This window comes from Sphingomonas adhaesiva, from assembly GCF_036946125.1.
Lineage (GTDB): Bacteria > Pseudomonadota > Alphaproteobacteria > Sphingomonadales > Sphingomonadaceae > Sphingomonas > Sphingomonas adhaesiva_A.
Map to the genome: position 1 here is coordinate 425,343 of NZ_JAQIJT010000002.1, position 25,811 is coordinate 451,153.

Annotated in this window: 21 protein-coding genes; 13 read left to right on the forward strand and 8 right to left on the reverse strand. The window is 69.8% G+C overall.

Going from position 1 to position 25,811, the window contains the following annotated elements:
• Positions 1 to 86 precede the first annotated feature (86 nt).
• From PGN23_RS08415 to PGN23_RS08425, 3 genes are all read right to left on the reverse strand, one after another.
• Positions 87 to 806 (reverse strand): DsbA family protein, encoded by a 720-nt coding sequence (locus tag PGN23_RS08415; RefSeq protein ID WP_335302442.1) that lies wholly within the window; start codon positions 804 to 806, stop codon positions 87 to 89.
• Entirely contained in the window at positions 803 to 2,167 is a 1,365-nt protein-coding gene (locus PGN23_RS08420) for a M48 family metalloprotease (protein ID WP_335302443.1), read from the reverse strand. The genes PGN23_RS08415 and PGN23_RS08420 overlap by 4 nt, the downstream gene beginning before the upstream one ends.
• A 259-nt stretch (positions 2,168 to 2,426) precedes the next feature.
• Positions 2,427 to 5,102 carry an Rne/Rng family ribonuclease gene (locus tag PGN23_RS08425; protein WP_335304553.1) on the reverse strand — a complete coding sequence of 892 codons (2,676 nt, stop codon included), beginning with the start codon at positions 5,100 to 5,102 and terminating at the stop codon, positions 2,427 to 2,429.
• 640 nt (positions 5,103 to 5,742) lie between these two features.
• Between PGN23_RS08425 and PGN23_RS08430 the strand changes: the two genes are divergently transcribed.
• The 11 genes from PGN23_RS08430 to PGN23_RS08480 all read left to right on the forward strand — a co-directional run bounded on the left by PGN23_RS08430 (position 5,743) and on the right by PGN23_RS08480 (position 18,914).
• A complete protein-coding gene (locus PGN23_RS08430) occupies positions 5,743 to 6,942 on the forward strand; it encodes an N-acetylmuramoyl-L-alanine amidase (protein ID WP_335302444.1) in 1,200 nt (399 codons plus the stop codon).
• A 228-nt stretch (positions 6,943 to 7,170) separates the two neighbouring features.
• On the forward strand, positions 7,171 to 7,494 hold the full coding sequence (locus tag PGN23_RS08435) for a DMT family transporter (RefSeq protein WP_335302445.1): 324 nt from the start codon (positions 7,171 to 7,173) through the stop codon (positions 7,492 to 7,494).
• Positions 7,495 to 7,548: 54 nt separating this feature from the next.
• Positions 7,549 to 10,023: a penicillin-binding protein 1A gene (locus PGN23_RS08440; protein WP_443019753.1), complete on the forward strand. Its 2,475-nt coding sequence runs from the start codon at positions 7,549 to 7,551 to the stop codon at positions 10,021 to 10,023.
• 88 nt (positions 10,024 to 10,111) lie between these two features.
• Positions 10,112 to 11,239 (forward strand): peptide chain release factor 2, encoded by a 1,128-nt coding sequence (prfB, locus tag PGN23_RS08445; RefSeq protein ID WP_335302447.1) that lies wholly within the window; start codon positions 10,112 to 10,114, stop codon positions 11,237 to 11,239.
• Positions 11,239 to 11,967, forward strand: coding sequence for a class I SAM-dependent methyltransferase (locus PGN23_RS08450; RefSeq protein ID WP_335302448.1), 729 nt, complete (start codon positions 11,239 to 11,241; stop codon positions 11,965 to 11,967). Before prfB ends, PGN23_RS08450 begins: the two co-directional genes overlap by 1 nt.
• 694 nt (positions 11,968 to 12,661) lie before the next feature.
• Complete coding sequence (locus PGN23_RS08455; RefSeq protein WP_335302449.1) at positions 12,662 to 13,456, forward strand: thymidylate synthase; 795 nt, start codon at positions 12,662 to 12,664, stop codon at positions 13,454 to 13,456.
• A 145-nt stretch (positions 13,457 to 13,601) separates the two neighbouring features.
• Positions 13,602 to 14,081 (forward strand): dihydrofolate reductase, encoded by a 480-nt coding sequence (locus PGN23_RS08460; protein ID WP_335302450.1) that lies wholly within the window; start codon positions 13,602 to 13,604, stop codon positions 14,079 to 14,081.
• 40 nt (positions 14,082 to 14,121) lie between these two features.
• Entirely contained in the window at positions 14,122 to 15,048 is a 927-nt protein-coding gene (locus tag PGN23_RS08465; protein WP_335302451.1) for a bifunctional riboflavin kinase/FAD synthetase, read from the forward strand.
• A gap of 23 nt (positions 15,049 to 15,071) precedes the next feature.
• Complete coding sequence (gene ileS, locus PGN23_RS08470) at positions 15,072 to 17,975, forward strand: isoleucine--tRNA ligase (protein ID WP_335302452.1); 2,904 nt, start codon at positions 15,072 to 15,074, stop codon at positions 17,973 to 17,975.
• Positions 17,972 to 18,478: a signal peptidase II gene (gene lspA, locus PGN23_RS08475; RefSeq protein ID WP_335302453.1), complete on the forward strand. Its 507-nt coding sequence runs from the start codon at positions 17,972 to 17,974 to the stop codon at positions 18,476 to 18,478. The genes ileS and lspA overlap by 4 nt, the downstream gene beginning before the upstream one ends.
• On the forward strand, positions 18,471 to 18,914 hold the full coding sequence (locus PGN23_RS08480; RefSeq protein WP_335302454.1) for a DUF3035 domain-containing protein: 444 nt from the start codon (positions 18,471 to 18,473) through the stop codon (positions 18,912 to 18,914). Before lspA ends, PGN23_RS08480 begins: the two co-directional genes overlap by 8 nt.
• 236 nt (positions 18,915 to 19,150) lie before the next feature.
• Here PGN23_RS08480 and PGN23_RS08485 read toward each other — a convergent pair whose 3' ends face one another.
• From PGN23_RS08485 to PGN23_RS08495, 3 genes are read right to left on the reverse strand one after another with little or no spacing between them, the layout of a single operon-like run.
• On the reverse strand, positions 19,151 to 20,443 hold the full coding sequence (locus tag PGN23_RS08485; RefSeq protein WP_335302455.1) for a mechanosensitive ion channel family protein: 1,293 nt from the start codon (positions 20,441 to 20,443) through the stop codon (positions 19,151 to 19,153).
• Positions 20,440 to 21,630 (reverse strand): cystathionine beta-lyase, encoded by a 1,191-nt coding sequence (gene metC, locus PGN23_RS08490; protein ID WP_335302456.1) that lies wholly within the window; start codon positions 21,628 to 21,630, stop codon positions 20,440 to 20,442. Before metC ends, PGN23_RS08485 begins: the two co-directional genes overlap by 4 nt.
• Positions 21,627 to 22,478 carry a sulfurtransferase gene (locus PGN23_RS08495; protein ID WP_335302457.1) on the reverse strand — a complete coding sequence of 284 codons (852 nt, stop codon included), beginning with the start codon at positions 22,476 to 22,478 and terminating at the stop codon, positions 21,627 to 21,629. Before PGN23_RS08495 ends, metC begins: the two co-directional genes overlap by 4 nt.
• A 73-nt stretch (positions 22,479 to 22,551) precedes the next feature.
• Between PGN23_RS08495 and queF the strand changes: the two genes are divergently transcribed.
• Positions 22,552 to 22,998 (forward strand): preQ(1) synthase, encoded by a 447-nt coding sequence (queF, locus tag PGN23_RS08500; RefSeq protein WP_335302458.1) that lies wholly within the window; start codon positions 22,552 to 22,554, stop codon positions 22,996 to 22,998.
• A 42-nt stretch (positions 22,999 to 23,040) separates the two neighbouring features.
• Here queF and purB read toward each other — a convergent pair whose 3' ends face one another.
• Complete coding sequence (gene purB, locus PGN23_RS08505) at positions 23,041 to 24,351, reverse strand: adenylosuccinate lyase (protein WP_335302459.1); 1,311 nt, start codon at positions 24,349 to 24,351, stop codon at positions 23,041 to 23,043.
• A 189-nt stretch (positions 24,352 to 24,540) separates the two neighbouring features.
• Here purB and PGN23_RS08510 point away from each other — a divergent pair, with 189 nt between their 5' ends.
• Positions 24,541 to 25,071, forward strand: a complete 531-nt coding sequence (locus PGN23_RS08510) for an EF-hand domain-containing protein (protein WP_335302460.1) — start codon at positions 24,541 to 24,543, stop codon at positions 25,069 to 25,071.
• Between the two features lie 6 nt (positions 25,072 to 25,077).
• Here the strand turns inward: PGN23_RS08510 and radC are convergent, their stop codons facing one another.
• A complete protein-coding gene (gene radC, locus PGN23_RS08515) occupies positions 25,078 to 25,767 on the reverse strand; it encodes a RadC family protein (protein ID WP_335302461.1) in 690 nt (229 codons plus the stop codon).
• Positions 25,768 to 25,811: the final 44 nt, after the last annotated feature.

The following is a 25,811-nucleotide window of genomic DNA, read 5'->3' on the forward strand; positions in this document are numbered from 1 at the left end:
CGGACCTGCAACCCCGTGCTCCTGCCTGCGCAGGAGCACGGGGAGCCTTATGCAAAGGTCCCTTTCACGGCCGGGGAGACGTCGGCTCAGCCCGTCGCCCGCGCCTTCGCGATCGCCTCGCGCAGCCGGTCGATCGGCAGCGCACCCGTCAGCACCTGATCGCCGACCACCCAGCTCGGCGTGCCGTTGATCCCCAGCTTCGCCGCGGTTTCCATGTTCTCGCGGATCACGGCGTCGGCATCCGCCGGGACCTTCGCCACGTCGACCCCGCTCGCCTTTGCCGCCTGCGCGATCGTCGCGTCGCTGACCGGCCCGGCGGCATAGAGCGCATCGTGAAAGGCCTTGAACCTGCCCTGCGTCGCCGCCGCCAGCGCCGCGCGCGCCGCCACCCGGCTTTCCTCGGACAGCACGGGCAGCTCCTTGAACACGATGCGCAGGTTGCGGTCGCCCGCCACCAGCTGGTCGATCACCGGCAGGCTGGCGCGGCAGAAGCCACAGTTATAGTCGTAATATTCGACCAGGGTCACGTCGCCTTTGGGATTGCCGATCCAGGCGCCGGCATAGGGCTCGGTGATCGCACCGCGCGATGCCGCCACCGCCCTGGCGGCGTCCTTCTCCTGCAGTTTCTGCATGGCCTGCGGGATCAGTTCGGGGTTGGCGAGCACATAGTCGCGCACCACCCGTTCGACCCGCGCACGGTCCGCGCCGTTCAGGTCGCCGGGCGCCACCCGCCCCGCGATCCACATGCCGGCGGCGCCGAACAGCGCCCCCAGCACGACCATCCCCAGCAGGAGCGCGCGGTTCATCGCTTCTTCTTCCGGCTCTTGTCGACGTCGTTCTGGCTGGTCATCGCGATATCCTGTGCCCGAATCCAGTCGGCCGAGTTCCTGGGCAGCCCTGCCATGGCGAAGCGGGCACGGTCCACCGCGGTGCGATGATCGCCGGTCATGCTCGCCCGCTCCGCACTCGCGAGCGCAGCGCGCGCCTCGTCCCCGGTCAGTTCGTAGACGGTGCCCAGCTGGAACCAGGCGAACGGATTCTCGTCGTCGCGCTGGACCGCGGTGCGCAGCACGCGCTTGGCCTCGTCGTAGTTGCGCGCATCCTCGGTCGCGATCAGCGCATGGCCATAGGTGGTCGCGATCAGCGGGTCGGAGCGCGTCCCCTCGGTCGCGCGCTTCAGCGGGGCGAGCGCCAGCCTGGGCTTGCCCGCCTCCAGCAGGATCTGCCCCATGATCTCCTGGAAATACGGGTCCTCGGGCTTCGCCGCGACCAGCGCCTCCGCCTCGGCATCCGCCTTGTCGGGGTATCCGGCGCGGTGATAGGCATAGGCGCGGGCGTAGTGCGCATACAGCGACTGGTCGCTGTCGGGATATTTCTGGAGCGCCTGCGGCGGCGGCATCAGATAGCCGTCCAGCTTCGCCTTCACGCGGCGGAACCGTTCCTGCAGCGCGGCATCGGCGGGCTTGTCATAGGCCCTGGACGCCTGGACATCCGCGCTCAGCGTCGCGATGCGCGTGCCCGACAGCGGATGCGATTGCATGAAGGGGTCCATGTTCTTCATGCCGTAGCGATATTCCTGCTGCTGCAACTTCTTGAAGAAGCTCAGCATCCCCTTGCCGGTGATCCCGGCGGTATCGAGGTAGCGCACCGCGGAGGCATCCGCGGTCGCTTCCTGCACGCGGCTGAACGACAGATACTTGCCCATCGCCGCCTGTTGTCCGGCGGCCAGGATGCCCGCGCCCGCCTCGCCCCCGCCCGCCGCCATCGCGGCCAGCCCCAGCACCATCGAAAGCAGGTAGATGCCCATCGCGGGCTTCGTCCCCTGTTCGCTGGTGATGACATGGCCGTCGGCGATATGGCCCAGCTCGTGCGCGATGACGCCCTGCACCTCGTTGGCGTTGTCGGCGGCCTGGATCAGCCCGGAGTGGATGTAGACGATCTGCCCGCCCGCGACGAAGGCGTTGATCGAATCGTCGTTGATGAGCGCGAACTGCACGTCCGCCGGGCGCAGCCCCGCGGCGGTCACCAGCGGCGCGGACATGTCGCGCAACAGCGCCTCCGTCTCCGCATCGCGCAGGATCGACTGCGCCTGCGCCGGCTGCGCGGCGAGCAGGATCGCGGTGGCGGCGGCGGCGAACCAGCGGCGGGGTGCGGGAAGGCGAATCATGGCGGCGTCATACGCGTTGCGCGCCGGTCGCTGAACCGGGGGTGAAGTGCGGGACCGCAGCCGCCACCTCGCACCGGCTCGGGGCGCCGACGTGCCGCGCATCGGGGAGCGGTGGATGCGGGGACGAGCCCGGCACGACCGGGCGGCCATGGCGGGCGAGGGCCGAACGCGATCCGGGTTCCGCGGCGAGGCACGCGCCGGTCGCCGGGTTCCGCCCACCGCACCACGGCGCGGTGGGCGGAACCCGGAACGGCTGCGATCACCCGAAGGTGCGCTGCCACCAGCCGCGGCGCGGCGTCTCGCCGGATTCGGCGGCGGGGGCCTCCGCCGCGGCGGCAGGCTCCTCGGCCGTCGCGGCCTCCGCCTCCGGCTCGGGAGCAGGCGCGTCCGCGGCGACCGGCTCGGCCTTCTTGCGGCGCGGCGCGCGCTTGGGCTTGGGCGCGGACTCCGCCGTCTCGGGGGCGGGCAGGCCGTCGCTGACCGGCGCGGCATCGCCCGCCTCGACCACCGTCTCGGCCTTCTTGCGACGCGTGCGCTTGGGCTTGGCCGGGGCCTCCTCTGCCGCAGCCTCGGCCGGTGCCGGTGCCGGTGCCGGTGCCGGCTCCGGCGTCGCGACCTCGGCAGCGGGTGCCGCCGGGCGCGCGCGCGGGCGACGCCGCGTCTTGGGCGCAGGGGCCTCCGGCTCCGGCGCCACCTCCGCCTCGGCCTCGACGGCGCCCTCGACCGCGACGGGGGCCTCGACCTCGGCGTCCGCTGCCGGCTCGGCGGGTGCCTCGGCCTCGCCCGGCTCGCCCTCGCTCACCGGACGATCGCCGTCGCGACGACGACCGCGGCGGCCGCGGCGGCGGCGACGGCCGTTCTCGCGCTCCGCCTCGCCATCGGCGGCGACCGGCTCGGCCTCGCCATCCGCGACCTCGTCGGCGGTGTCGGCCGGCTCGGCCTCACCCTCGACCTCGTCGCCTTCGGCCTGCTCGGCGCCGTCCTCGGGGCGGTTGCGACCGCGACGACCGCGGCGGCGGCGGCGGCGGCGGCCGCCCCGGTCGCCCTCGTCACCCTCGTCGCGCGAGCGTTCGGGACGCGCCTCGGAAGCGGTCTCGTCGGCCGCTTCCTCCTCGGCCTCGTCCTCTTCCTCGACGTCGTCGATATCGTCCTCGATCTCCTCGATCGGGCGGTCGAACTTGGGCGCGTGCGCGGGCGGCGGGCCGCTGGCCTCGACCGACATGCGGGCGCCCTCCTCCTCGTCGCCGGGGACGATCTCGACCAGCACGCCGTAGCGATCCTCGATCTCGGCGATGTCGGCGCGCTTGCGGTTCAGGACATAGAACGCCGCCTCCTGGCTGCACCTGAGCGTCAGCAGCGAGCCGCGCCCGCGCGCCGCCTCGTCCTCGATCAGCCGCAGCGCGGACAGGCCGGACGACGACGCGGTCCGCACGAACCCGGTGCCCTCGCAATGCGGGCAGGGGCGCGTCGATGCCTCCAGCACGCCGGTGCGCAGCCGCTGGCGGCTCATCTCCATCAGCCCGAAGCTGGAGATGCGGCCCACCTGGATGCGCGCGCGGTCGTTCCTCAGCGCCTCCTTCATCGCCTTCTCGACCTTCCGGACATTGGAATTGTTGTCCATGTCGATGAAGTCGATGACGACCAGCCCCGCCATGTCGCGCAGCCGCAGCTGGCGCGCGATCTCCTGCGCCGCCTCCAGGTTGGTCGCGGTGGCGGTCTGCTCGATATTGTGCTCGCGGGTGGAGCGGCCCGAGTTGATGTCGATGCTGACCAGCGCCTCGGTCGGGTTGATGACCAGATAGCCGCCCGACTTCAGCTGGACGACCGGGTGGTACATCGCCGCCAGCTGATCCTCGACCCCGGCGCGCTGATACAGCGGCACCGGGTCGCTGTAATGCTTCACCTTCTTGGCGTGCGTCGGCATCAGCAGGCGCATGAAGTCCTTTGCCTGGCGATAGCCGTCGTCACCCTCGACGATCACCTCGTCGATGTCCTTGTTGTAGATGTCGCGGATCGCGCGCTTCAGCAGGTCGCTGTCGCCATAGACGAGCGCGGGCGCGCTCGACGTCAGCGTCTTCTCGCGGATCTCGTCCCACAGCCGCGCCAGATAGTCGAAGTCGCGCTTGATCTCGGTCTTCGTGCGTTGCAGCCCGGCGGTGCGCACGATGCAGCCCATCGACGAGGGCAGCGCCAGCTCCGCCATGATCGACTTCAGCCGCTTGCGGTCGCCCGCGTTGCTGATCTTCCGGCTGATCCCGCCGCCGTGCGAGGTGTTGGGCATCAGCACGCAGTAACGGCCCGCCAGCGACAGGTACGTCGTCAGCGCCGCGCCCTTGTTGCCGCGCTCTTCCTTCACGACCTGCACCAGCAGCACCTGACGGCGGCGGATGACGTCCTGGATCTTGTAGCGGCGGCGCAGGTTCATGCGGCGCTGGCGCAGATCCTCGACCTGATCGTCGTTGCCGCCCGACTTGCCGCGGCGCGCCGGCGGGGCGCCTTCCGCCGTTTCGCCGTTCCCGTCGTCCTCGTCTCCGTCGTGGTCGTCGTGATCGTGGTCGTCGGCGTCGTCGTCCTCGCCGATGTCGCCCTCGAACCCGTCCTCCCCGTCTTCGTCATCCAGCGCGTCCTGCTCGGCGCGCAGCGCGGCCTCTTCGGCGGCGTGCTCCGCCTCCTCGCGCAGCAGCGCGTCGCGATCCTCCTTGGGGATCTGGTAATAATCGGGGTGGATTTCGCTGAAGGCGAGGAAGCCGTGGCGATTGCCGCCGTAATCGACGAAGGCCGCCTGCAGCGACGGCTCGACGCGGGTCACCTTGGCGAGGTAGATATTGCCCTTGAGCTGCTTGCGCTCGGCACTTTCGAAATCAAACTCCTCGATCCGGTTTCCCTTGACGACGGCGACGCGGGTTTCCTCCCGGTGGCGTGCGTCGATCAGCATACGCGTGGTCATTGATTGGTCTCCGCGCGCCGCATCCGCCGACGAAGGGCGATGAGGCGCGGTGATAGGGCGCTGCCGGCCGCCCCGTGGGGCCGGCGGCGCGGATGGTGATGGGTGCTGCTGTCGCCGGCCGCGGAATGCCGCGAGCCCGGATCGTCCGGGGCATCAGCGGCCTGGCCACGACCGCGCTGCCGCCGGCGTGGGCCGGGCGGGACAGCGGTCGGGCGGAATACGGCATGGCGAGCGTCAACCTGATGGCCCGGCACCGGCGGAACTGCCGGGCGGGCGGTTATACCGTCGCAAGTTGCGCGCCAGGGCGCACGTCTGGTCCGGTAACCCGAGCAGGTAGCATCCCGCGCGCGCCGCTTCAACCGGCACGATTCGGCCGTCGCGGCACCGCATTGCCGGCTGCTCCCTGCGCCGTCACCCCGGGTTTGACTTGGGGTGACGAGGGGCGCGCTGCGACCGGACACCAATCCTCTGGTATCCCCCTTAACCATTTGTTAACCATGCGCGGTAACCATGTCACAGGCGGGCCGCGCTACGGGTCCGCGCGAACATGGCGGTCAGGGGCGGCATTCGGATGCAGCGGGGAAGCACGGACTCGACGATCGCGCGCACGCGGCCACGGCCGCGCGGCATGTCGTTCGCGTTCGTCATCGCGCTGCTCGCCACGCTGTCTCCCGCGCGCGCCGATACGGTCGAGCGCGTCGAGGTGGGCGAGGGCAATGTCGTCATCCGCTTCGACAGCGCGGTCACGCGTGCCTCGGGCTTTCTCCTTCCCGCGCCCGACCGGATCGCGATCGACGTCGACGGCATCACGCCCGGCGCGCGTATCCCCGGCAGCGGCGCGGTGGCGCAGGTGCGCCAGGGCCGCCGCGACAGCGGTACCCGCATCGTGCTCGACCTGGCGCAGCCGATGGTGATCGAGCAGGGCGAACTGCGCGACGAGGGCAGGTCGCTGGCACTCACGCTGCGCCCCACCGACAAGCGCGGCTTTACCGCCGCGGCGATGGCCGGCGCGCGCCGCTTCCTGCCGTGGAACTGGGGCAGGGACACCCCCGTCGCGACCGCCGCCAGCTACAAGGTCACGGTTCCCGTGCCGCCGCCCGCGCGCGCGGCGCCGCTGCCGAAGGTGCAGGGCGACGACGATCGCCCGCTGGTGGTGATCGATGCCGGGCACGGCGGCAACGATCCCGGCGCGATCAACCAGGCGACGGGGCTGCGCGAGAAGGACGTCACGCTCAGGATCGCGCGCGCCATCCGCGACAATCTGATCGCCGGCGGGCGCGTCCGCGTCGCGCTGACCCGCAACGACGACCGCTACATCCTCCACCGCGAGCGTTTCGGCATCGCGCGCCGGCTGAAGGCGGACCTGTTCATCTCGATCCATTGCGACAGCGTCGGCACCGGCCTCGCCAGCGGGGCCACCGCCTATACCCTGTCCGACGTCGCCTCCGACAAGGAAGCCGCGCTGCTCGCCGCGCGCGAGAACAAGTCGGACGTGATCGCCGGCGTCCGGCTCGATCGCAATCCCGACGTGTCCTCGATCCTGATCGACCTGACGCAGCGCGAGACGATGAACGCCTCCGCCGGCTTCGCCCGCCTGCTGGGACGCGAGGCGAAGCCGTTGATCCCCACCAAGCCCAACTTCCACCGCACCGCCTCGCTGCTGGTGCTCAAGGCGCCCGACATGCCCTCGATCCTGTTCGAGACCGGCTATATCTCGACGCCCGAGGACGCCGCCTTCCTCGACAGCAAGGCGGGCCGCGAGAAGATCGCCGAGAGCGTCCGCCGCGCGGTCGAGATCTATTTCGCGCGCCGGCTGGCGACGCGGTAAGCCTGCCCCCCGCTGAACCCTCCGTTCGGCCTGAGCGACGTCGAAGGCTATGCGCGACGGCGGCCGTGTTTCGACTTCGCTCGGCACGAACGAAGGTTTATCGGTACGAACGGAGCCGGGTTGCCACGGGCCTGCCCACCCTCTAACAGCCCGCCCGCGCCTTCGCCTCTTACGGGTTTCCGGCCCGGCGCCTCCCACCAGAGCCCGCAGTTTCAAGGAGATCGCGCGATGGCGTGGCTCATCCTCGGCATTGCCGTGGTTACCGAAATCGTCTGGGCGCTGAGCCTGAAATGGGCCGCGACGGCGGGCACCTGGCTCGCGTCCGCGGTCCCGATCACGCTCAGCTTCGTCAACATGGGGCTGCTCGCGCTCGCGATGCGCGGACTGCCCGCGGGGACGGCCTATGCGGTGTGGACCGGGCTGGGCGCGGTCGGGGTCACGATCTTCGGCATGATCCTGTTCGGCGAGAAGGTGAATTTGGTGCAGGGCGGCTTCATCGCGCTCATCATCATCGGCGTCGTCGGCACGAAGTTCTTCGCGCCCTCCCTCTGATCGTTGGCGCCTGACCTTTCCTGTGCCGCAGGACATGCTACACGCCAACCCGAGATGGCGTCCGAACCTTCAGAGCCGCGTCGCGTGACGCTGTGGAGCCGCTGGTGGGTGCGCTGGTCGACCTGTCTGGTCGCGCTCGCGCTGGTGGCGTTCGGCGTCTTCTGGCTGGTCTTCGCGCGCGACCTGCCCTCGGTCGACAAGCTCAAGGCGTATCAGCCGCCGCTGCCCACCAACGTGCGCGCGGGCGACGGCGCGCCGATCTATTCCTATGCGCGCGAACGCCGAGTCCAGCTCGCCTTCGCCGAATATCCCCCGCTGCTGGTGCGCGCGTTCCTGGCGGCGGAGGACAAGACCTTCTTCGAGCATCACGGCGTCGACTTCCCCGGCCTGGCGGGCGCGGTGATCGATTACGCGCGCAAGTTCGGCACCGGGCAGCGCGCCAAGGGCGGCTCGACCATCACCCAGCAGGTTGCCAAGAACCTGTTGATCGGCAACGAATATTCCCCCACCCGCAAGGTGCGCGAGGCGCTGCTGGCCTATAAGATCGAGCAGACGCTGACCAAGCAGCAGATCATCGAGCTGTACCTCAACCAGATCTTCCTCGGCCGCAACGCCTACGGGGTGGAGGCGGCGTCCCACGCCTATTTCGACAAGGAGCTCGACGAGCTCACGCTCGGCCAGCTCGCCTATCTCGCCATCCTGCCCAAGGGGCCGGCGAACTACGATCCGTTCCGCAGCACCCGGCGCGCGCTCGACCGCCGCAACTACGTCCTGCGCGAGATGGTCAGGAACGGCTTCGTGACGCAGGCGCAGGCGAGCGCCGCCGCCGCCGAGCCGATCGGCGCGATCGCGCGCCGCACGCCCAAGTTCGAGCGCGTCGGCGGCTATTTCGTCGAGGAGGTCCGCCGCCGGCTGATCGACAGGTTCGGCGAGAGCGCCGACGACGGCCCGAACAGCGTCTATGCCGGCGGGCTGTGGGTGCGTACCTCGCTCGACCGCAAGGTGCAGGCGGATGCGGCGGAGGCGCTGCGCAACGGCCTGCTGCGCTTCGACAGCGGGCGCGGCTGGTCGGGGCCGCTGCGCCATCTCGACCTGGAGGGCGACAACTGGCTGGCTCCGCTGCTCAATACCAACATCCAGCTCGACTATTCCGACTGGCGCGCGGGTATCGCGATCGCGCGGGAGGGCGATGCGTGGCGGCTGGGCTTCGCCGACGGCTCGACCGGCACGCTGCCGCGCTCGGCCGCGCAGATGCCGCAGCGCGGCACCGGCACCCCCGGCTTCGCCGCGATCAGGGCGGGCGACATCCTCGCGGTGGCGCCGTCCGGCGGCGCCTTCGCGCTGCGCTCGATCCCGCGCGTGTCGGGCGGGATGGTGGTGCAGGAGCCCGCCTCGGGCCGCATCCTGGCGATGCAGGGCGGGTTCGATGCCAGCGTGCAGTCGTTCAACCGCGCGACCCAGGCCAATCGCCAGCCCGGCTCGACGATCAAGCCGATCGTCTATTCCGCCGCGCTCGAACACGGCATGACCCCCGCCTCGATCATCGTCGACGGCCCGTTCTGCGTCTATCAGGGTGCGCGACTGGGGCAGAAGTGCTTCCGCAACTTCGGCAATTCGCGCGGCGCCGGGCCGCACACGATGCGCTGGGGCATCGAGCAGTCGCGCAATCTGATGACCGTGCGCGCCGCGGCGCAGACCGGCATGGGCAATGTCGTCCGCCTGATGAAGGCGATGCAGATCGGCGATTACGCGCCGTACCTCGCCTATGCGCTGGGCGCGGGCGAGACGACGGTGGAGAAGATGGTCAACGCGTACGGCGTGCTCGCCAACCAGGGCCGCTGGCACGATCCGTCGCTGATCGACTTCGTGCAGGACCGCGGCGGGCAGGTCATCTGGCCGGAGAACTGGCGCGCCTGCGACGGCTGCAACGCCCCCGACTGGAACGGGCAGGCGATGCCGCGCCCCGCCCCGCGCGGGCGCCAGGTGCTGGACGCGATGAGCGCGTATCAGATGGTCCACATCACCGAAGGCGTCATCCAGCGCGGCACCGCGACGCAGCTGCGCGACCTGAACCGTCCGATCTTCGGCAAGACCGGCACCAATTCGGGCCCCACCGACGTCTGGTTCATCGGCGGCACGCCGCAGATGGTGGCGGGGCTGTACCTGGGGTACGACAGCCCGCGCTCGCTCGGCGGCTATGCGCAGGGCGGGACGGTCGCGGTGCCGATCTTCAAGGAATGGGCGCAAAAGGCCTATGCCGGGCTGCCCGCGCTGCCGTTCCGCGCGCCGCCGGGGATCCGCATGGTCCGCATCGACCGCGCCTCGGGCAGGCCGGTCTACGGCACCTGGCCGACGATGGACGATCCCAGGCCCGCGGTGATCTGGGAAGCGTTCAAGCCGCAGAGCGAGGCGCGCCGCGCGCGCCGCACCGCGCCCACCGCCGCCCCCAGCGCCGCTCCGACCGCCGCCGCCACCCGCGCCGCCGGCAGCGACAGCGACTTCTTGCAGAAGCAGGGGGGCATCTACTAAGTCCGCCGATCATCGTCTTTCCGTCATCCCGGGCGCATCCGGGTCTGAGAGCCCGGCCGCGCCGGCATGACGACACCTGGAGAATGTTATGCGCGCCGAAGCGCAGGCCCATGCCGATACGATCAACGAGGCGCTGGCGCTGTTGCGCCGCTTCCTCGACTGGGACCGCGCGCTGCGTCGCCTCGACGAGCTGAACGCGCGCGTCGAGGACCAGTCGCTGTGGAACAACCCCAAGGCCGCGCAGGAGGTGATGCGCGAGCGCCGCCGCCTGGACGAGGCGATCACCGCCACCCGCGCGATCGAGCGCGACCTGAACGACACCGTCGAGCTGATCGAGCTGGCGGAGGCCGAGGGCGATCAGGAGATGGCGGCCGACGGCACCGCCGCGCTCGCCGAACTGGCGACGCGCGCGCAGGCCGACAAGGTGAAGGCGCTGCTGGCGGGCGAGGCCGACGCCAACGACAGCTATATCGAGATCAACGCCGGCGCCGGCGGGACCGAGAGCCAGGACTGGGCCGAGATGCTCCAGCGGATGTACACGCGCTGGGCCGAGCGTCGCGGGCTGAAGGTCGAACTGATCGACTATCACGCCGGCGAACAGGCCGGGATCAAGAGCGCGACGCTGCTGGTGAAGGGCGAGAACGCCTATGGCTATGCCAAGGTCGAGAGCGGCGTCCACCGCCTCGTCCGCATCAGCCCCTACGACAGCTCGGCGCGTCGCCACACCAGCTTCTCCAGCGTGTGGGTCTATCCGGTCATCGACGACAATATCGAGGTCGAGATCAACGAAAGCGACCTGCGCATCGACACCTATCGCGCGTCGGGCGCGGGTGGGCAGCACATCAACACCACCGATTCGGCGGTGCGCATCACCCATTTGCCGACCGGCATCGTGGTGCAGTGCCAGAACCAGCGCTCGCAGCACAAGAACAAGGCGGAGGCCTACAACCAGCTGCGCGCGCGCCTGTACGAGCGCGAGCTGGCCGAGCGCGAGGCCGCGGCCAATGCGGAGAACGCGACGAAGACCGACATCGGCTGGGGCCACCAGATCCGCAGCTACGTGCTCCAGCCGTATCAGCTGGTGAAGGACCTGCGCACCGGCCACACCTCCACCTCGCCGGGCGACGTGCTCGACGGCGATCTCGACGACTTCATGGCCGCGGCGCTGTCGCAGCGGGTGAGCGGCGAGACGGTCGAGGTGGAGGACGTCGACTGATGGGCGCGCGCGCGGGCCTCGTCGCGGCGATGGCGCTCGTGCTGGCGGCGTGCGACGGGTCGCAGCCGCTCATCAAGCCCAAGGCGAAGGAACCCGGCCCGTTCCCCGCCGCGGATCGTCCCGTCGCCAACATCGTCTCGTCGCGCTGGTCGACCGAGGAGGCGCGCGACCGGCTGGACGAGGCGGCGCGCGTCATGGACATGGCGGACATCCGCCCCGGCATGACCGTCGCGGACCTGGGCGCGGGCGAGGGCTATTACACCACGCGTCTGGCGGCGCGCGTCGGCAAGGACGGCCGCGTGCTGGCGGAGGACATCGTCCCCGCGGTACGCGACGCGCTGGCCGAACGCGTCGCGCGCGAGCGGCTGGAGAATGTCAGCGTCCGTCTGGGCCTTCCCGCCGACGCGCGGCTGCCCGCCAACAGCTTCGACCGCATCTTCATGGTCCATATGTATCACGAGATCGCGCAGCCCTACGAATTCCTCTGGCGGCTGCGCCCGGCGCTGCGCCCCGGCGGGCTGGTGGTCGTCGTCGATGCGGAGCGCTCCACCCAGAACCACGGCACCCCGCCCGCGCTCCTGCGCTGCGAATTCGCCGCGGTCGGCTACGCGCAGGTGTCGTTCCGCGAGATGCCCTCGGCCGGGGGCTATTTCGCCACCTTCCGCGCCGCCGGCGAACGCCCCGAACCCGCGGAGATCCGCGCCTGCCGGATGGAAGCGCAGCGGTAGTCGCGTGTCTGCCGTCCTTCCCGCGCCCCCACCGTCATTCCCGCGCCCCCACCGTCATTCCCGCGCCCCCACCGTCATTCCCGCGCCCCCACCGTCATTCCCGCGAAGGCGGGAATCCATAACCTCTGACGTTTCCCCTCTTGCGAAGACCTGCGCGTCTGGATCCCCGCCTCCGCGGGGATGACGGCAAAGGCGGACGATGCACCCGCCCACACCGTCACCCCGGCCCCGAGCCGGGGTCCCACTTCTCCCTCCACCGACGCAAACAAGCGGGATCCCGGGTCAAACCCGGGGTGACGGGCAAGGGGCGAGCCGCCGCCCCACCCACATCGTCACCCCGGACTTGTTCCGGGGTCCAGAGTTCCACGCGCTCACCGACGCGGAGGTGCGCGGAACCCTGGATGCCGGAACAAGTCCGGCATGACGGGAAGCGAGCCCGGAACCGCTCCCGCGCCTGTGCCGCGCGCAAAGCCCTGTCCTACAACCGTCCCCTCGTGCCATAACCCGCCCCGTTCTTTCGCATCGTCGTCATTCCGCACCACCATCGCCAACATCGGCGAGAAAACCGCGTTACATCAACACGCTACCCGCCACCCCACGACACCTTCCACCGCGCGAAACGCCGACATTCACCCGCTCGCGCCGACAAACCGCCACCTTCCGCCAACATCCGACACCCGCTATCCTCGCCCCCGTGCAGCAATATCTCGACCTCATGCGCCGCGTGCTCGATTCGGGTGCGCCCCAGATGGACCGCACCGGCACCGGCACGCTCAGCGTCTTCGGCCACCAGATGCGCTTCGATCTCGCGGACGGCTTCCCCGTCCTCACCACCAAGAAGCTGCATTTGCGCTCGATCATCGTCGAGCTGCTGTGGTTCCTGCGCGGCGACACCAACGTCCGCTGGCTGCAGGAGCGCCGCGTCAGCATCTGGGACGAATGGGCCGATGCGAACGGCGATCTCGGCCCCGTCTATGGCAAGCAGTGGCGCGACTGGGCGACCGCCGATGGCCGCCACCTCGACCAGATCGCGGAGCTGGTCGAGCAGATCCGCACCAATCCCGCCTCGCGCCGCCAGATCGTCACCGCCTGGAACCCCGGCGACCTGCACGCCATGGCGCTCGCGCCCTGCCATTGCCTGTTCCAGACCTATGTCGCGAACGGCCGCCTCTCGCTCCAGCTGTACCAGCGCTCCGCCGACATCTTCCTGGGCGTCCCCTTCAACATCGCCAGCTATGCGCTGCTGACGCACATGCTGGCGCAGCAATGCGGGCTGGAGCCGGGCGAGTTCATCTGGACCGGCGGCGACTGCCACCTCTATTCCAACCACCTGGAGCAGGCCCGCACCCAGCTGGAGCGTACCCCCGGCCCGCTCCCGCGGCTGGAGATCGCGCGGCATCCCCCCTCGCTCGATGCCTATGAGGCGGAGGACTTCGTGCTCCACGGCTACGAGGCGCAGCCCCATATCAAGGCCCCCGTCGCGGTGTGACGTTCATCCCGCGTTCAGCCGATCGATTACAGATGTAATCGAAAGCTGACGAGGGAGGCGATGATGCGGGATTACCTGTTGTTGATCGTGGTCGCGACGCTGTGCGCGCTGGCGCTCCAGGTCGTCCACGCGTAGCACGCTGGGCATGATCGTCCTCGTCCTCGCGCGTGCCGACAACGGCGTCATCGGCGTCGACGGCCGCCTGCCATGGCACCTGCCCGCCGATCTGAAGCGGTTCAGGGCGCTGACCATGGGCAAGCCGATGGTGATGGGGCGCAAGACCTTCGAGAGCTTCCCCGCGCCGCTCCCCGGCCGCCGCCACATCGTCCTCACCCGCGATACGAGCTGGAGCGCGCAAGGCGCTGAGATCGCACGTAGTCCAGACGAAGCGCTGGCGCTGGCGGGCATGGTTGGAGGCGGGGGGGAGGTCGCGGTGATCGGCGGGGCGGAGGTCTTCGCGCTGTTCCTCGACCGCGCCGACCGCATCGAACTGACCGAGGTCCATGTCGCGCCCGCCGGCGACGCGATCGTCCCCCCCATCACCGGCTGGCGCGAGATCGCGCGCGAGGCCCACTCCGCGGACGGCGACCGCCCCGCGCACGATTTCGTCACGCTGGTACGCTGACCGATTGCCCCGCCCGCCGCGCGCCCCTAGAGCCGTGCGCATGGAGCGGCTGGACGGCGGCTCGGCGGTGCCCGCGCATCTCGCGGGCGGGATCGTCGCGCTCGGCAATTTCGACGGTTTCCACCTCGGGCACCAGGCAGTGGTGCGCCGCGCGGTGGCGCGTGCCCGCCGCGAGGGGCGCCCGGCGCTCGTCGCCACCTTCGATCCGCACCCGGTGCGCTATTTCCGTCCCGACACGCCGCCGTTCCGCCTCACCACGCTCGACCAGCGCGAGCGTCTCTTCGCGGAGGCCGGGGCGGATGCCATGGTCGTCTTCGCCTTCGACGACGCCTTCGCGCATCTGACCGCCGAGGCCTTCGTCGCCGAGCGGCTCGTGGCGGCGCTCCGTGTCGGCGGCGTCGTCACCGGGGAGGACTTCACCTACGGCCTGAAGAAGGGCGGCAGCATCGCCACGCTGCGCGCCGCGGGGGAGCGCGACGGCTTTTCGGTCGATACCGTCGGCGCGGTCATGCTCGACGGCGCGCCGGTGTCCTCCACCCGCATCCGCGAGGCGCTGCGCGACGGCGATCCGCGCACCGCGTCGCGGCTGCTCACCCGGCCGTTCGCGATTCAGGGCCGCGTCCAGCACGGCGACAAGCTGGGCCGCACGATCGGTTATCCGACCGCGAACGTCGATATGGGTAATTACCTGCGCCCCGCCTATGGCATCTACGCGGTGCGCGCGCGCCTGGCCGACGGGCGGCAGCTGACCGGCGCCGCCAACCTCGGCATCCGCCCCACCTTCGATCCGCCCAAGGAGTTGCTGGAGCCGCATTTTTTCGATTTCAGCGGCGATCTCTACGATCAGCTGATCGAGGTGTCGCTGATCGACTATCTGCGGGCCGAGGCGAAGTTCGACGGGCTCGACGCGCTGGTGGAACAGATGGACCGCGATTGCGCGCGGGCACGCGAGTTGCTGGCGGAATAAGGTCGCGCTAAGGCCGGTCTTCCATGGCCGATGCATCCGATACGCCGCGCGACTGGCGCGATACCGTCTTCCTGCCGAAGACCGACTTCCCGATGAAGGCGGGGCTGCCGCAGAAGGAGCCTGCGATCCTCGCGCGGTGGCAGTCGCTCGACCTCTACCGCCGCCTGCGCGAGGCGCGCGCGGGGCGGGAGACGTTCATCCTCCACGACGGCCCGCCCTATGCCAATGGCGACATGCATATCGGCCATGCGCTCAACCATATCCTCAAGGACATGGTGGTCCGCACCCAGTCGCTGCTGGGCAAGGATGCGCCCTACGTCCCCGGCTGGGACTGCCACGGCCTGCCGATCGAGTGGAAGGTCGAGGAGGAGTATCGCAAGAAGAAGCGCAACAAGGACGAGGTGCCGGCGGAGGAATTCCGTGCCGAATGCCGCGCCTATGCGCAGAAGTGGGTCGATACCCAGCGCGCGCAGCTCCAGCGCCTCGGCATCAACGGCGACTGGGACAAGCCGTATCTGACGATGGACTTCGCGGCGGAGGCGACGATCGTCGCCGAGCTGATGAAGTTCGCCGAAAGCGGCCAGCTGTACCGCGGGGCCAAGCCCGTGATGTGGTCCCCGGTCGAGAAGACCGCACTGGCCGAGGCGGAGGTCGAGTACGAGGACGTGACCTCGACCCAGATCGACGTCGGGTTCGAGGTGATCCAATGCCCCGAATATCCGGGGCTCGCGGGCACGATCGCGGTCATCTGGACCACCACGCCCTGGACGATCCCGGTCAATCAGGCGCTCGCCTACGGCCCGGCGGTCGATTACCTCCAGTTCGAAAGCGGGGGCAAGCGCTACCTCGTCGCCGAGCCGCTGTTCCCCGCCTTCTCGAAGCGCACCGGGCTCAAGCTGGAGGGGATCGTCGCGCTGGTGAAGGGCCCCGTGCTGGAGGGGGCGACCGCGCGCCATCCGATGCATCATCTGGGCGGCTTCTTCGCCACCCCGCGCCCGTTCCTGGAGGGCGAGTTCGTCACGACGGACGCCGGCACCGGCCTCGTCCACATGGCGCCCGATCATGGCGAGGACGATTTCGACCTGTGCAAAAGGCACGGGATCGAGCCCGTCTTCGCGGTCGATGCGGCGGGCATGTACCGCGACGACTGGCTCTGGCTCGGCGGGCAGGGCAGCGTCATCAACAAGAAGTTCGTGGCGAGCGACGGCCCGATCTGCACCGACCTGCGCGAGGCCGGGATGCTGCTGGCGGCGTCGGACGACTTTCAGCACAGCTATCCCCATTCGTGGCGGTCGAAGGCGAAGGTCATCTTCCGCTGCACCCCGCAATGGTTCATCCCCGTCGACAAGGCCTTGGCTCCCTCTCCCCTCGTGGGAGAGGGAAGGGGCCCGCTCGCGCAAGCGAGTGGGAAGGGTGAGGGGGATGATATCGGCGCGCCGGGCTCCACTCCCCCTCACCCTTCCGCGGCTTCGCCGCTCCCTCCGTCTCCCACCGGGGGAGAGGGAGACACGCTGCGCCAACGCGCGCTCGCCGCCATCGCGGCGACCCGCTTCGTGCCGGAGAAGGGCCGCAACCGCATCGGCGCGATGGTCGAGGGGCGCCCCGACTGGGTGATCTCGCGCCAGCGTGCCTGGGGCGTGCCGATCACGCTGTTCGTCGATCGCCGTACCGGCCAGTATCTGGTCGACCCCGCGGTCAACGCGCGCATCGTCGCGGCGGTGGCCGAGAGGGGCGTCGACGCCTGGAGCGACGAGGCGACCGCCGCGCTGCTCGGTCCCGATCACGACCCCGCTGATTACGAGCGCGTCACCGACATTCTCGACGTGTGGTTCGATTCGGGCTGCACTCACGCCTTCGTCCTCGACAGCGGGCGCTGGCCGGAGCTGCGCTGGCCCGCGGACCTGTATCTGGAAGGGTCGGACCAGCATCGCGGCTGGTTCCAGTCGTCGCTGCTGGAGAGTTGCGGCACGCGCGGGCGCGCGCCGTACGACGCGGTGCTGACGCACGGCTTCACGATGGACGCCAAGGGCATGAAGATGTCCAAGTCGCTCGGCAACACCATCAACCCGCTGGACCTGATGCGCGACTATGGCGCGGACATCCTGCGGCTGTGGGCGCTGTCGGTCGACTTCACCGAGGACCATCGCATCGGCAAGGAGATCCTGGCCGGCGTCGCAGACCAGTATCGCAAGCTGCGCAACACGTTCCGCTACCTGCTCGGCGCGCTCGACCGTTTTGCGGAAGAGGAGCGGCTGCCGGTCGCGCAATGGCCCGAGCTGGAGCGCTACATGCTCCATCTCACCCACGCGCTCGATGCGCAGCTGAAGCGCGCGATCGCGGACTTCGACTTCAACGGCTACGTCCGGCTGCTGACCGATTTCGCCAACGAGGACCTGTCCGCCTTCTTCTTCGATATCCGCAAGGATTCGCTGTATTGCGACGCGCCGGCCGACGCCCGGCGTCGCGCCTACCGCACGATGCTCGACGTGCTGTTCCACGCCATGGTGCGCTGGGCCGCGCCCGTGCTGGTCTTCACCGCGGAGGAAGTGTGGCAGTCGCGCTTCCCGGACGCGGACGGCTCCGTCCACCTGCTCGAATGGCCCGAGCTGCCGGCCGAGACGGGGGAGGACGTGGCACCGCGCTGGGCCGAGGTGCGCGCCTTGCGCGAGCGCGTGACCGAGGCGATCGAGCCGCTGCGGCGTGAGAAGACCGTGCGCTCCAGCCTGGAGGCGGACGTCACCGTCCCCTACATGCCGCTCGGCGCCGACGAATTGGCGGAGGCGTTCATCGTCGCCAAGGTGACGCCCGCCGCGACGGTCGACGTCGCCCGGACCGACTTCCATAAATGCGGCCGCTGCTGGCGGCACCTGCCGGAGGTCGACGCCGACGACGGCCTGTGCGCGCGCTGCGAACAGGTGGTCGCGTGACGCGTCTGCGTGCCGGGCTGCTGATCGCGGGCGTGGTGTTCGTCGTCGATCAGCTGGTGAAGTGGATCGTCACCGGCCCGATGGGGATCGATTTCCTGGGCGCCTACAGGACGATCCTGCCGGTCTTCGACCTGCGCTACACCCGCAACGAGGGGGTGTCGCTCGGCATGCTGCGCGCGGAGACCGAGACGATGCGCTGGCTGCTGGTCGCCTTCACCGGGGCGATCGCGATCGGCGTCGCGGTGTGGATGACGCGCGAGGAGAAGCCGGTCGATCGCGCCGCGCTCGGCCTCGTGCTGGGCGGGGCGCTGGGCAATATCCTCGATCGGATCCGGCTGGGCTATGTCGTGGATTTCGCGGATCTCCACTTCGGCGAGTGGCGCCCGTTCCTCGTCTTCAACGTCGCCGATGCCGCTATTACCATCGGCGTGCTGATTCTGCTGGTGCGCGCGCTCCTGATCCGCGAGAAGCGCCCCGATCCTTCGGAGAATGTCCATGCGTAAGTCTGTCGTCGTGGTGGCCTCGATCACGGCGCTCGCCCTGCTGGCCGGTTGCGGGAAGCGCGGGTTCGACCGGGCGCGCCCCGACGAGTTCGCGGTGGCGCGCCAGGCGCCGCTCATCATCCCGCCCGATTTCGCGCTGGTCCCCCCGCAGCCGGGTGCGGCGCGGACGCAGGGCACCAACCCCCAGGCGCAGGCGCTCGACGCGCTGTTCGGCGGTACCGCACCGCGCAGTGGCGCGGAGGCGGGCGTGATCGACCAGGCCGGCGGCGCGTCGTCGGGTCAGCCCGGCATCCGCTCCGCGGTCGGCGACCCGCAGACCAACGTCATCGACAAGGGCCAGACGACGCGCGACATCGTCGCCGCGCCGCAGGGCGACGGGCAGAACGCGCGCGCCTCCACCGCCGCGCCGGCCGCGACCGCCACGCCGCAGCCGTAAGGCCGGCGTCACCCCGGGCACGACCCGGGGTCCCGCTTCTTCTCCGGTGTCGCGATGGAAGCGGGACCCCGGCTCCAGGCGCGACCTTAGCAAAATGGATGCAACAGCGCCGCGTACCGGCCGTGCTCCTGCGCAGGCAGGAGCCCAGGGTCAGGCAGAATAACGCCTGTAGGGACCGGCAACCCTGGGCTCCTGCCTGCGCAGGAGCACGGTGGAGACTTTTGCTGAGGTCTCGCTCAAGGCCGGGGTAACGGCTCGCTCGGTCCCGTCCAACCCCGCACATACACCTCGCGCTGCGCGAAGGGGATCGCGATCCCCGCTTCCCTGAACGCGACCCACAGCCGGTTCAGCACGTCCGACTTCACGTTGCCGACCCCGCTCTCCGGATCGCTGATCCACGCCAGTATCTCATGCTCGACGCCGTCCGTGCCGAACGCGGTCAGCCACACGTTGGGCTTCGGGCTGTCGAGCACGCGCGGCGAGTCGATCGCGGCCTTGAGCATCAGCGCCTGCGCCACCTTCAGGTCGCAATCGTACGGCACGCGCACCGGAATGCGGACCCGCACGTTGCGATCGGAATAGGACCAGTTCTCGACCTCGCGGGTCATCAGGTCCTCGTTCGGGATCAGATGCTCCTTGCCGTCGCGGGTGACCACCGACACCGCGCGCACGCCGATCTTGTTGACCCAGCCGAAGCTGGTGCCGACCGCGATGACGTCGCCCGGTTTGATCGATCGATCCATCAGCAGGATGATGCCCGCGATCAAATTGCCGATCGTCTTCTGCATCCCGAAGCCGACCGCCAGTCCGAACGCGCCGGAGAAGACGGCGAAGGCGGTGAGGTCGATCCCCAGCAGGTCGATCCCGAAGAAGAAGGCGACCACCACCGCGGCGATGCCGGCGATCTTCTGCGCCAGGATCTTCTGCGTCGGGTCGAGCGCGCGCGCGCCCTCGATCGAATGACCCAATACGCGATTGGCGAGGCGGACCAGCGCGATCAGCACGACGACGGTCACCAGCGTGCTGACCAGCGCCAGCAACGAGAGCCGCCGCGATCCGACCGTGACGCCGATCGCGTCCAGCGTGCGCGTGATCGGCTCCAGTCCGCCGACCGCGCGGCTGACCAACGTGACGAAGACGATCGCCTCGACCGTCCACGACGCCCAGCGCGGGATGCCGACGCCGCGCATCACATGGTGGACGGTCATGGCGGCGGCGGCACCGAGCGCGATGCCGATCGGCACCCCGGCCAGCGCGGACCAGGGATAGGCGACGAGCAGCAGCGCCAGCAGCAGCGCGGCGGTGCCGTGACGCAGGATCGCGCTCAGCCGCGGGCGCAGTACGCCCGCGGTGCGCCCGGCGTGCGCCTTCCACCAATCCGCCAGCCGCGGGCCGAGCGTCCGCGCGGCAGCCAGGCCGACCGCCAGCATCAGCAGGACGAGGCCCCCGGCCACCGCGGCCTCGATCGCATCGGCGCGATCGGGCACGGCGATGCCATACCGCGTCAGCCAGTCGGTCGCGACGGTCATCCGCGTGCGCGGCGGAAGGCGTCGAGCCCGCGCGCCAGATCCGCGATCAGGTCGTCGGGATCCTCCAGTCCGATCTGCAATCGCACCAGCGGGCCGGCGAACTTGGGCGTGGTGGCGCTGCGATAGCGGTGCGGATCGACCGGCAGCGCCAGGCTTTCGAACCCGCCCCAGCTGTAGCCGATGCCGAAACGGTCGAGCGAATCGATCAACGCGGCGCGCGCGCGCTCGTCGCCGCCCGCCAGCGCGAACGAAAACAGCCCGGACGATCCCGCGAAGTCGCGCCGCCATATGTCATGGCCGGGGCACGACGGCAGCGCGGGATGGCGTACCTCGGCGACGTCGGGCTGCTCGCCCAGCCAGCGCGCGATGTTCAGCGCGCTCGCTTCGTGCTGCTTCAGCCGCACCGCCATGGTACGCAGGCCCCGGCTGCCCAGCCACGCATCGTCGGGGCTGACGACCTGACCAAGTTGGAAACTGGTATCGCGCAGCGCCGCGAATCGACCCGGCGCGGCCGTGACCGAGCCGAGCATGACGTCGGAATGGCCGACGACATATTTGGTGCAGGCAAGCATCGTGTAATCGACGCCGTGCGCGATCGCCGGAAACAGCAGCGGCGTGGCCCAGGTGTTGTCCAGGATCGTGGCGATGCCGCGCTCGCGCGCGATGGCGGTGATGGCGGGGACGTCCTGTACCTCGAAGGTCAGGCTGCCGGGGCTTTCCATGAAGATCGCGCGCGTGGCGGGGCCGATCACCTCGGCGATACCGGCGCCGATCAGCGGATCGTAATAGCGCGTCGTGACGCCGAAGCGCCCGAGCAGCCCGTCCGCCATCGACCGCGTGGGATCATAGGCGCTGTCGACCAGCAGCAACTCGTCGCCGGGCGACAACACGGTCAGCAGCACCGCCGCGATCGCCGCGACCCCGCTGGGATAGAGGAAGGTGTTTTCCGCGCCCGGCTCCAGCTCGGTCAGGGCGTCGGCCAGACTCCACTGCGTCGGGGTACCGCGGCGACCGTAGAAGAGGCGGTGGTGCGTGTCGCGTCCCCCCGCCGCGCGCAGGTGCGCGACATCGTCGTACAGGATCGTCGAGGCGCGCCACACGGGCGTGTTGACGATCCCCTGCGTCCATTCGCGGCGTCGACCCGCGCCGACCACCTGCGTCGCGGGCTTGTCGGAGCGTTCGCTCATGCCGCCGCTCCCGTCGCCTTGGGGGTGGTGGGGTCCGTGCCCCATTCGGTCCAGCTGCCGTCGTAGACCGATGCGTCGCGGCCCAGCAGGTGCGCGCCGAACGCGAGCACGCTCGCGGTGATGCCGGAGCCGCACGTCATCGTCATCGGGCGGTCGAGGTCGACGCCCGCCGTGCGGAAGGCCTCCGCCAGCGCGTCGCCGCGCTTCCATGTCCCGTGGGGTTCGAACAGGCGACCATAGGGCAGGTTGCGGGCCCCGGGCATGTGGCCGGGGGCGACGCCTGCGCGCGGGTCCGCCTCCTCGCCGGTGAAGCGCGCGGCGGAGCGGGCGTCGACCAGTTGTTCGGCACCCCCATCCAGCGCCGATCGGACCTGCGCCATGTCACGCAGCCCGACGCCGACCTCGCGCGGGGTGGCGTGACGGGGACGGGGGGTGACGGCACCGCGGTCGAGCGGCAGGCCAGCTGCCTTCCACGCGGCCAGCCCGCCGTCCAGGATCGCGACATCGGTGAAGCCGAACGCACGCAGCATCACCCAGGCGCGCGCCGCGGTGCGGTGCGCTGCATCGTCGTAGAGGACGATCCGCGTCCCGTCGCCGAGCCCCAGCTTGCCCATGCGGCTGGCGAACTGCGCCGGCCCCGGCATGGTCGAGGGCAGCGGACTGGCGGTGTCGGAAAATGCCGCGAGGTCCATGAACACCGCGCCGGGGATGTGCCCGGCGGCGAACTCCGCCGCGGCATCGCGCACCGGCTCGCCGGCCAGCGAGACGTGGTAGCTGGCATCGGCGATGCGCAGGTCGGGGGCATCGGCATGGGCGGCGAGCCAGGCGGGGGTGACGAGCGGTTCCATCCCGCCTCCATAGCCGCCCCGCCGGGCGGTGGAACAGGTCGCATTTCCGCGTCGCCGCGCCTATGTGGCGCGGATGACCCCCAAGCATCTAGGCCAGTCGACGCCGCTTCCCGCCTCGCCCGAGCAGGCCGAGCTCGACTATGTCCCCAATCCGCGCCGCGACCAGCTGTACCTGGTGCGCTTCACCAGCCCGGAATTCACCTCGCTGTGTCCCGTCACCGGCCAGCCAGACTTCGCGCATCTGGTGATCGACTATGCGCCGGCGGAGACGATCGTCGAATCGAAATCGCTGAAGCTGTTCCTGGGCGCGTTCCGCAACCATGCGGCGTTCCACGAGGATTGCACCGTCGGCATCGGCGAGCGGCTGTTCCGCGAGATGACGCCGCGCTGGCTGCGTATCGGGGGCTATTGGTATCCGCGCGGCGGCATTCCGATCGATGTCTTCTGGCAGTCTGGCGCCGCGCCGGAGGGATTGTGGCTGCCGGATCAGGGCGTGGCGCCGTATCGCGGGCGGGGATGAGCCCGCGATCGTCACCCCGGCGCGCGGCCGGGGTGATGCATGTCAGGAAAACACCCGGTCGAAGATCGTGTCGACATGCTTGAAGTGATAGCCCAGATCGAATTTCTCGTCGATTTCCGATGGTGACAGCGCCGCGGTGACCTCGGGGTCGGCCTTCAGCAGTTCCTGCAGCGACAGCTGGCCGTCCGATTCCCACACCTTCATCGCGTTGCGCTGCACCAGCCGGTACGAATCCTCGCGGCTGACGCCGGCCTGGGTGAGTGCCAGCAGGACCCGCTGCGAGTGGACCAGCCCACCCATGCGGTCCAGGTTCTTCTGCATCCGCTCGGGATAGACGAGCAGCTTGTCGATCACGCCGGTGAGCCGCACCAGCGCGAAGTCGAGCGTGATCGTCGCGTCCGGCGCGATGTAGCGCTCGACCGAGGAGTGGCTGATGTCGCGCTCATGCCATAGCGCCACGTTCTCCAGCGCCGGCGTGACATAGCCGCGCACCATCCGCGCCAGCCCGGTCAGATTCTCGGTCAGCACCGGGTTGCGCTTGTGCGGCATCGCCGACGAACCCTTCTGTCCGGGCGAGAAATACTCCTCCGCCTCCAGCACCTCGGTGCGTTGCAGGTGTCGTACCTCGGTCGCGACGCGCTCGATCGAGCCCGCGATCACGCCCAGCGTGGCGAAGAACATCGCGTGACGGTCGCGCGGGATGACCTGTGTGGAAACCGGCTCGATCGCGAGGCCCAGCTTGGCGGCGACATGTTCCTCGACCCGCGGATCGACGTTGGCGAACGTGCCGACGGCGCCGGAGATCGCGCAGGTGGCGATGTCCTCGCGCGCGGCGGCGAGGCGGGTGCGGTGCCGGCGGAACTCGGCATGCGCCTGTGCCAGTTTCAGCCCGAACGTCACCGGCTCGGCGTGGATGCCGTGGCTGCGCCCGATCGTCGGCGTCAGTTTATGCTCCTTCGCACGGCGCTTCAGCACCACGAGCAACTGATCGATGTCGGCCAGCAGCAGGTCGGCGGCGCGCGCCAGCTGGACCGACAGCGTGGTGTCGAGCACGTCGGAGGAGGTCATGCCCTGATGCATGAAGCGCGCCTCGTCGCCGACCTGCTCGGCCACCCACGTCAGGAAGGCGATCACGTCATGCTTGGTCACCGCCTCGATGGCATCGATCGCGTCGACGTCGATCGCGGGGTTGGTCGCCCACCAGCGCCACAGCGCCTCGGCCGCGCTCTTGGGCACCACGCCGAGCTCGGCGAGCGCGTCGGTCGCATGTGCCTCGATCTCGAACCAGATGCGGTAGCGCGCCTCGGGGGTCCAGATCGCGGTCATGTCGGGACGGGCGTAGCGGGGGATCATGCGGGAGTGTTCCTGGGCGATTGCGCGGTCGGCCGCGCGGGTAGCAGCGCCGGCGCATCGGGGCAAATCGCCCGGAATTTGGGAACCGGGCGTAAGTCTGATACATTAGTTGCTCGAAGATCGCCGTTGCCACAAATCCGGCGGCGGCCCGCGATAGACGCAATGTCACGCGGACAATGGAGAGGATCAATGCTGAAGTACATCGCCGCAGTCGCGGTCATGACCGTCGCCGGCCCGCTTTACGCTCAGGGTAGCGCACAGGAAACGGATGCTTCCCACGCGCGTGCGGATGCTCCGCAGAAGGCCGCCACGCCGGACAAGGCGGTGCCGGCAACTACGACCCCGGGTACGCCCAGTGCCGTTCCGCCGGCGCAGACCTCCAAGTCGGCGGCGGCGACGACGGCCACGCCACCCGCGGCGCCGGTAAAGACGATCGAGGGTGTTCCGCAGACGCCGGCGCGTCAGGTGGCGGCGATCGTCAGCCGCGAGTTCGCAGCCTATGATGCGAATCGGTCGGGCCGGCTGGAAAAGGAAGAGTTCGCCAGGTGGATGGCGGCGTTGAAAGCGCATGCTCCTGCCAGCGAGCCTGGCGAATCGGTCAGCAAGCCGTGGACCGAGGCCGCATTCAAGCAGGCGAATACCAGCGGCTCGGGTGCGGTGTCGCGCGAGGAACTGACCGCGTTCTTTATCGGGGCGAAGTCCACCACCGCGGGCGGTTGACCGGCCCTAGATCAGGCCCTTCGCGCGCAGGCTGACCTGTCCGCCGACCCCGACGATGATATGGTCATGGACCGTTATGTTGAGTGGCGCGCCGGCGGCGATGATCGCGCGAGTGACGTCGATGTCGGCGCGGCTGGGCGACGGGTCGCCGGAGGGATGGTTGTGGACGAGGATGAGCGCGGCCGATCCCAGATCCAGTGCGCGGCGGATCACCTCGCGGACATGGACCGGCGCCTCGTCGATCGTGCCGCGCGACATGGTTTCGTCACGCATCAGCATGTTGCGCGTGTTGAGGTGGAGGACGTGGAACTCCTCGACCGTGTCATGTGCCAGCGCGGCATGCAGATAGTCGGCCAGCGCCTGCCAGTTGGCAAGCACGGGGGCGGCGCGCGCGCGCGCGCGGATCATGCGCAGCGACGCCGCGTGCACGATCTTGACAGCCGCCGTGCTGATCTCTCCCATGCCCGACACGCGCGCGAGCGCTTGAGGATCGGCGGCGAGCAATCCGCCGATCCCGCCGAATTCGTGCAGCAGCCGCTTGGCGAGGTCCTTCGTATCCTGCCGCGGCAATGCGACCGCGAGCAGATACTCGATCAGCTCATGGTCGTGCAGGCCCTCCGCGTCCGCAAACAGACGTGCGCGCAGCCGGGCGCGATGGCCCCTGGCGTCGGTGACGGGCGTATCGGCGTCGAGCATCGTGGATGATGCTAAAGCGACGCCCGGCCACCTGCAATTGCGCC

Coding starts and splice junctions, on each gene's coding strand:
- PGN23_RS08415 (WP_335302442.1), bottom strand. CDS start 806: ATGAACCGCGCGCTCCTGCTGGGGATGGTCGTGCTGGGGGCGCTGTTC.
- PGN23_RS08420 (WP_335302443.1), bottom strand. CDS start 2,167: ATGATTCGCCTTCCCGCACCCCGCCGCTGGTTCGCCGCCGCCGCCACC.
- PGN23_RS08425 (WP_335304553.1), bottom strand. CDS start 5,102: ATGCTGATCGACGCACGCCACCGGGAGGAAACCCGCGTCGCCGTCGTC.
- PGN23_RS08430 (WP_335302444.1), top strand. CDS start 5,743: ATGTCGTTCGCGTTCGTCATCGCGCTGCTCGCCACGCTGTCTCCCGCG.
- PGN23_RS08435 (WP_335302445.1), top strand. CDS start 7,171: ATGGCGTGGCTCATCCTCGGCATTGCCGTGGTTACCGAAATCGTCTGG.
- PGN23_RS08440 (WP_443019753.1), top strand. CDS start 7,549: ATGGCGTCCGAACCTTCAGAGCCGCGTCGCGTGACGCTGTGGAGCCGC.
- prfB (WP_335302447.1), top strand. CDS start 10,112: ATGCGCGCCGAAGCGCAGGCCCATGCCGATACGATCAACGAGGCGCTG.
- PGN23_RS08450 (WP_335302448.1), top strand. CDS start 11,239: ATGGGCGCGCGCGCGGGCCTCGTCGCGGCGATGGCGCTCGTGCTGGCG.
- PGN23_RS08460 (WP_335302450.1), top strand. CDS start 13,602: ATGATCGTCCTCGTCCTCGCGCGTGCCGACAACGGCGTCATCGGCGTC.
- PGN23_RS08465 (WP_335302451.1), top strand. CDS start 14,122: ATGGAGCGGCTGGACGGCGGCTCGGCGGTGCCCGCGCATCTCGCGGGC.
- ileS (WP_335302452.1), top strand. CDS start 15,072: ATGGCCGATGCATCCGATACGCCGCGCGACTGGCGCGATACCGTCTTC.
- PGN23_RS08480 (WP_335302454.1), top strand. CDS start 18,471: ATGCGTAAGTCTGTCGTCGTGGTGGCCTCGATCACGGCGCTCGCCCTG.
- PGN23_RS08485 (WP_335302455.1), bottom strand. CDS start 20,443: ATGACCGTCGCGACCGACTGGCTGACGCGGTATGGCATCGCCGTGCCC.
- metC (WP_335302456.1), bottom strand. CDS start 21,630: ATGAGCGAACGCTCCGACAAGCCCGCGACGCAGGTGGTCGGCGCGGGT.
- PGN23_RS08495 (WP_335302457.1), bottom strand. CDS start 22,478: ATGGAACCGCTCGTCACCCCCGCCTGGCTCGCCGCCCATGCCGATGCC.
- queF (WP_335302458.1), top strand. CDS start 22,552: ATGACCCCCAAGCATCTAGGCCAGTCGACGCCGCTTCCCGCCTCGCCC.
- purB (WP_335302459.1), bottom strand. CDS start 24,351: ATGATCCCCCGCTACGCCCGTCCCGACATGACCGCGATCTGGACCCCC.
- PGN23_RS08510 (WP_335302460.1), top strand. CDS start 24,541: ATGCTGAAGTACATCGCCGCAGTCGCGGTCATGACCGTCGCCGGCCCG.
- radC (WP_335302461.1), bottom strand. CDS start 25,767: ATGCTCGACGCCGATACGCCCGTCACCGACGCCAGGGGCCATCGCGCC.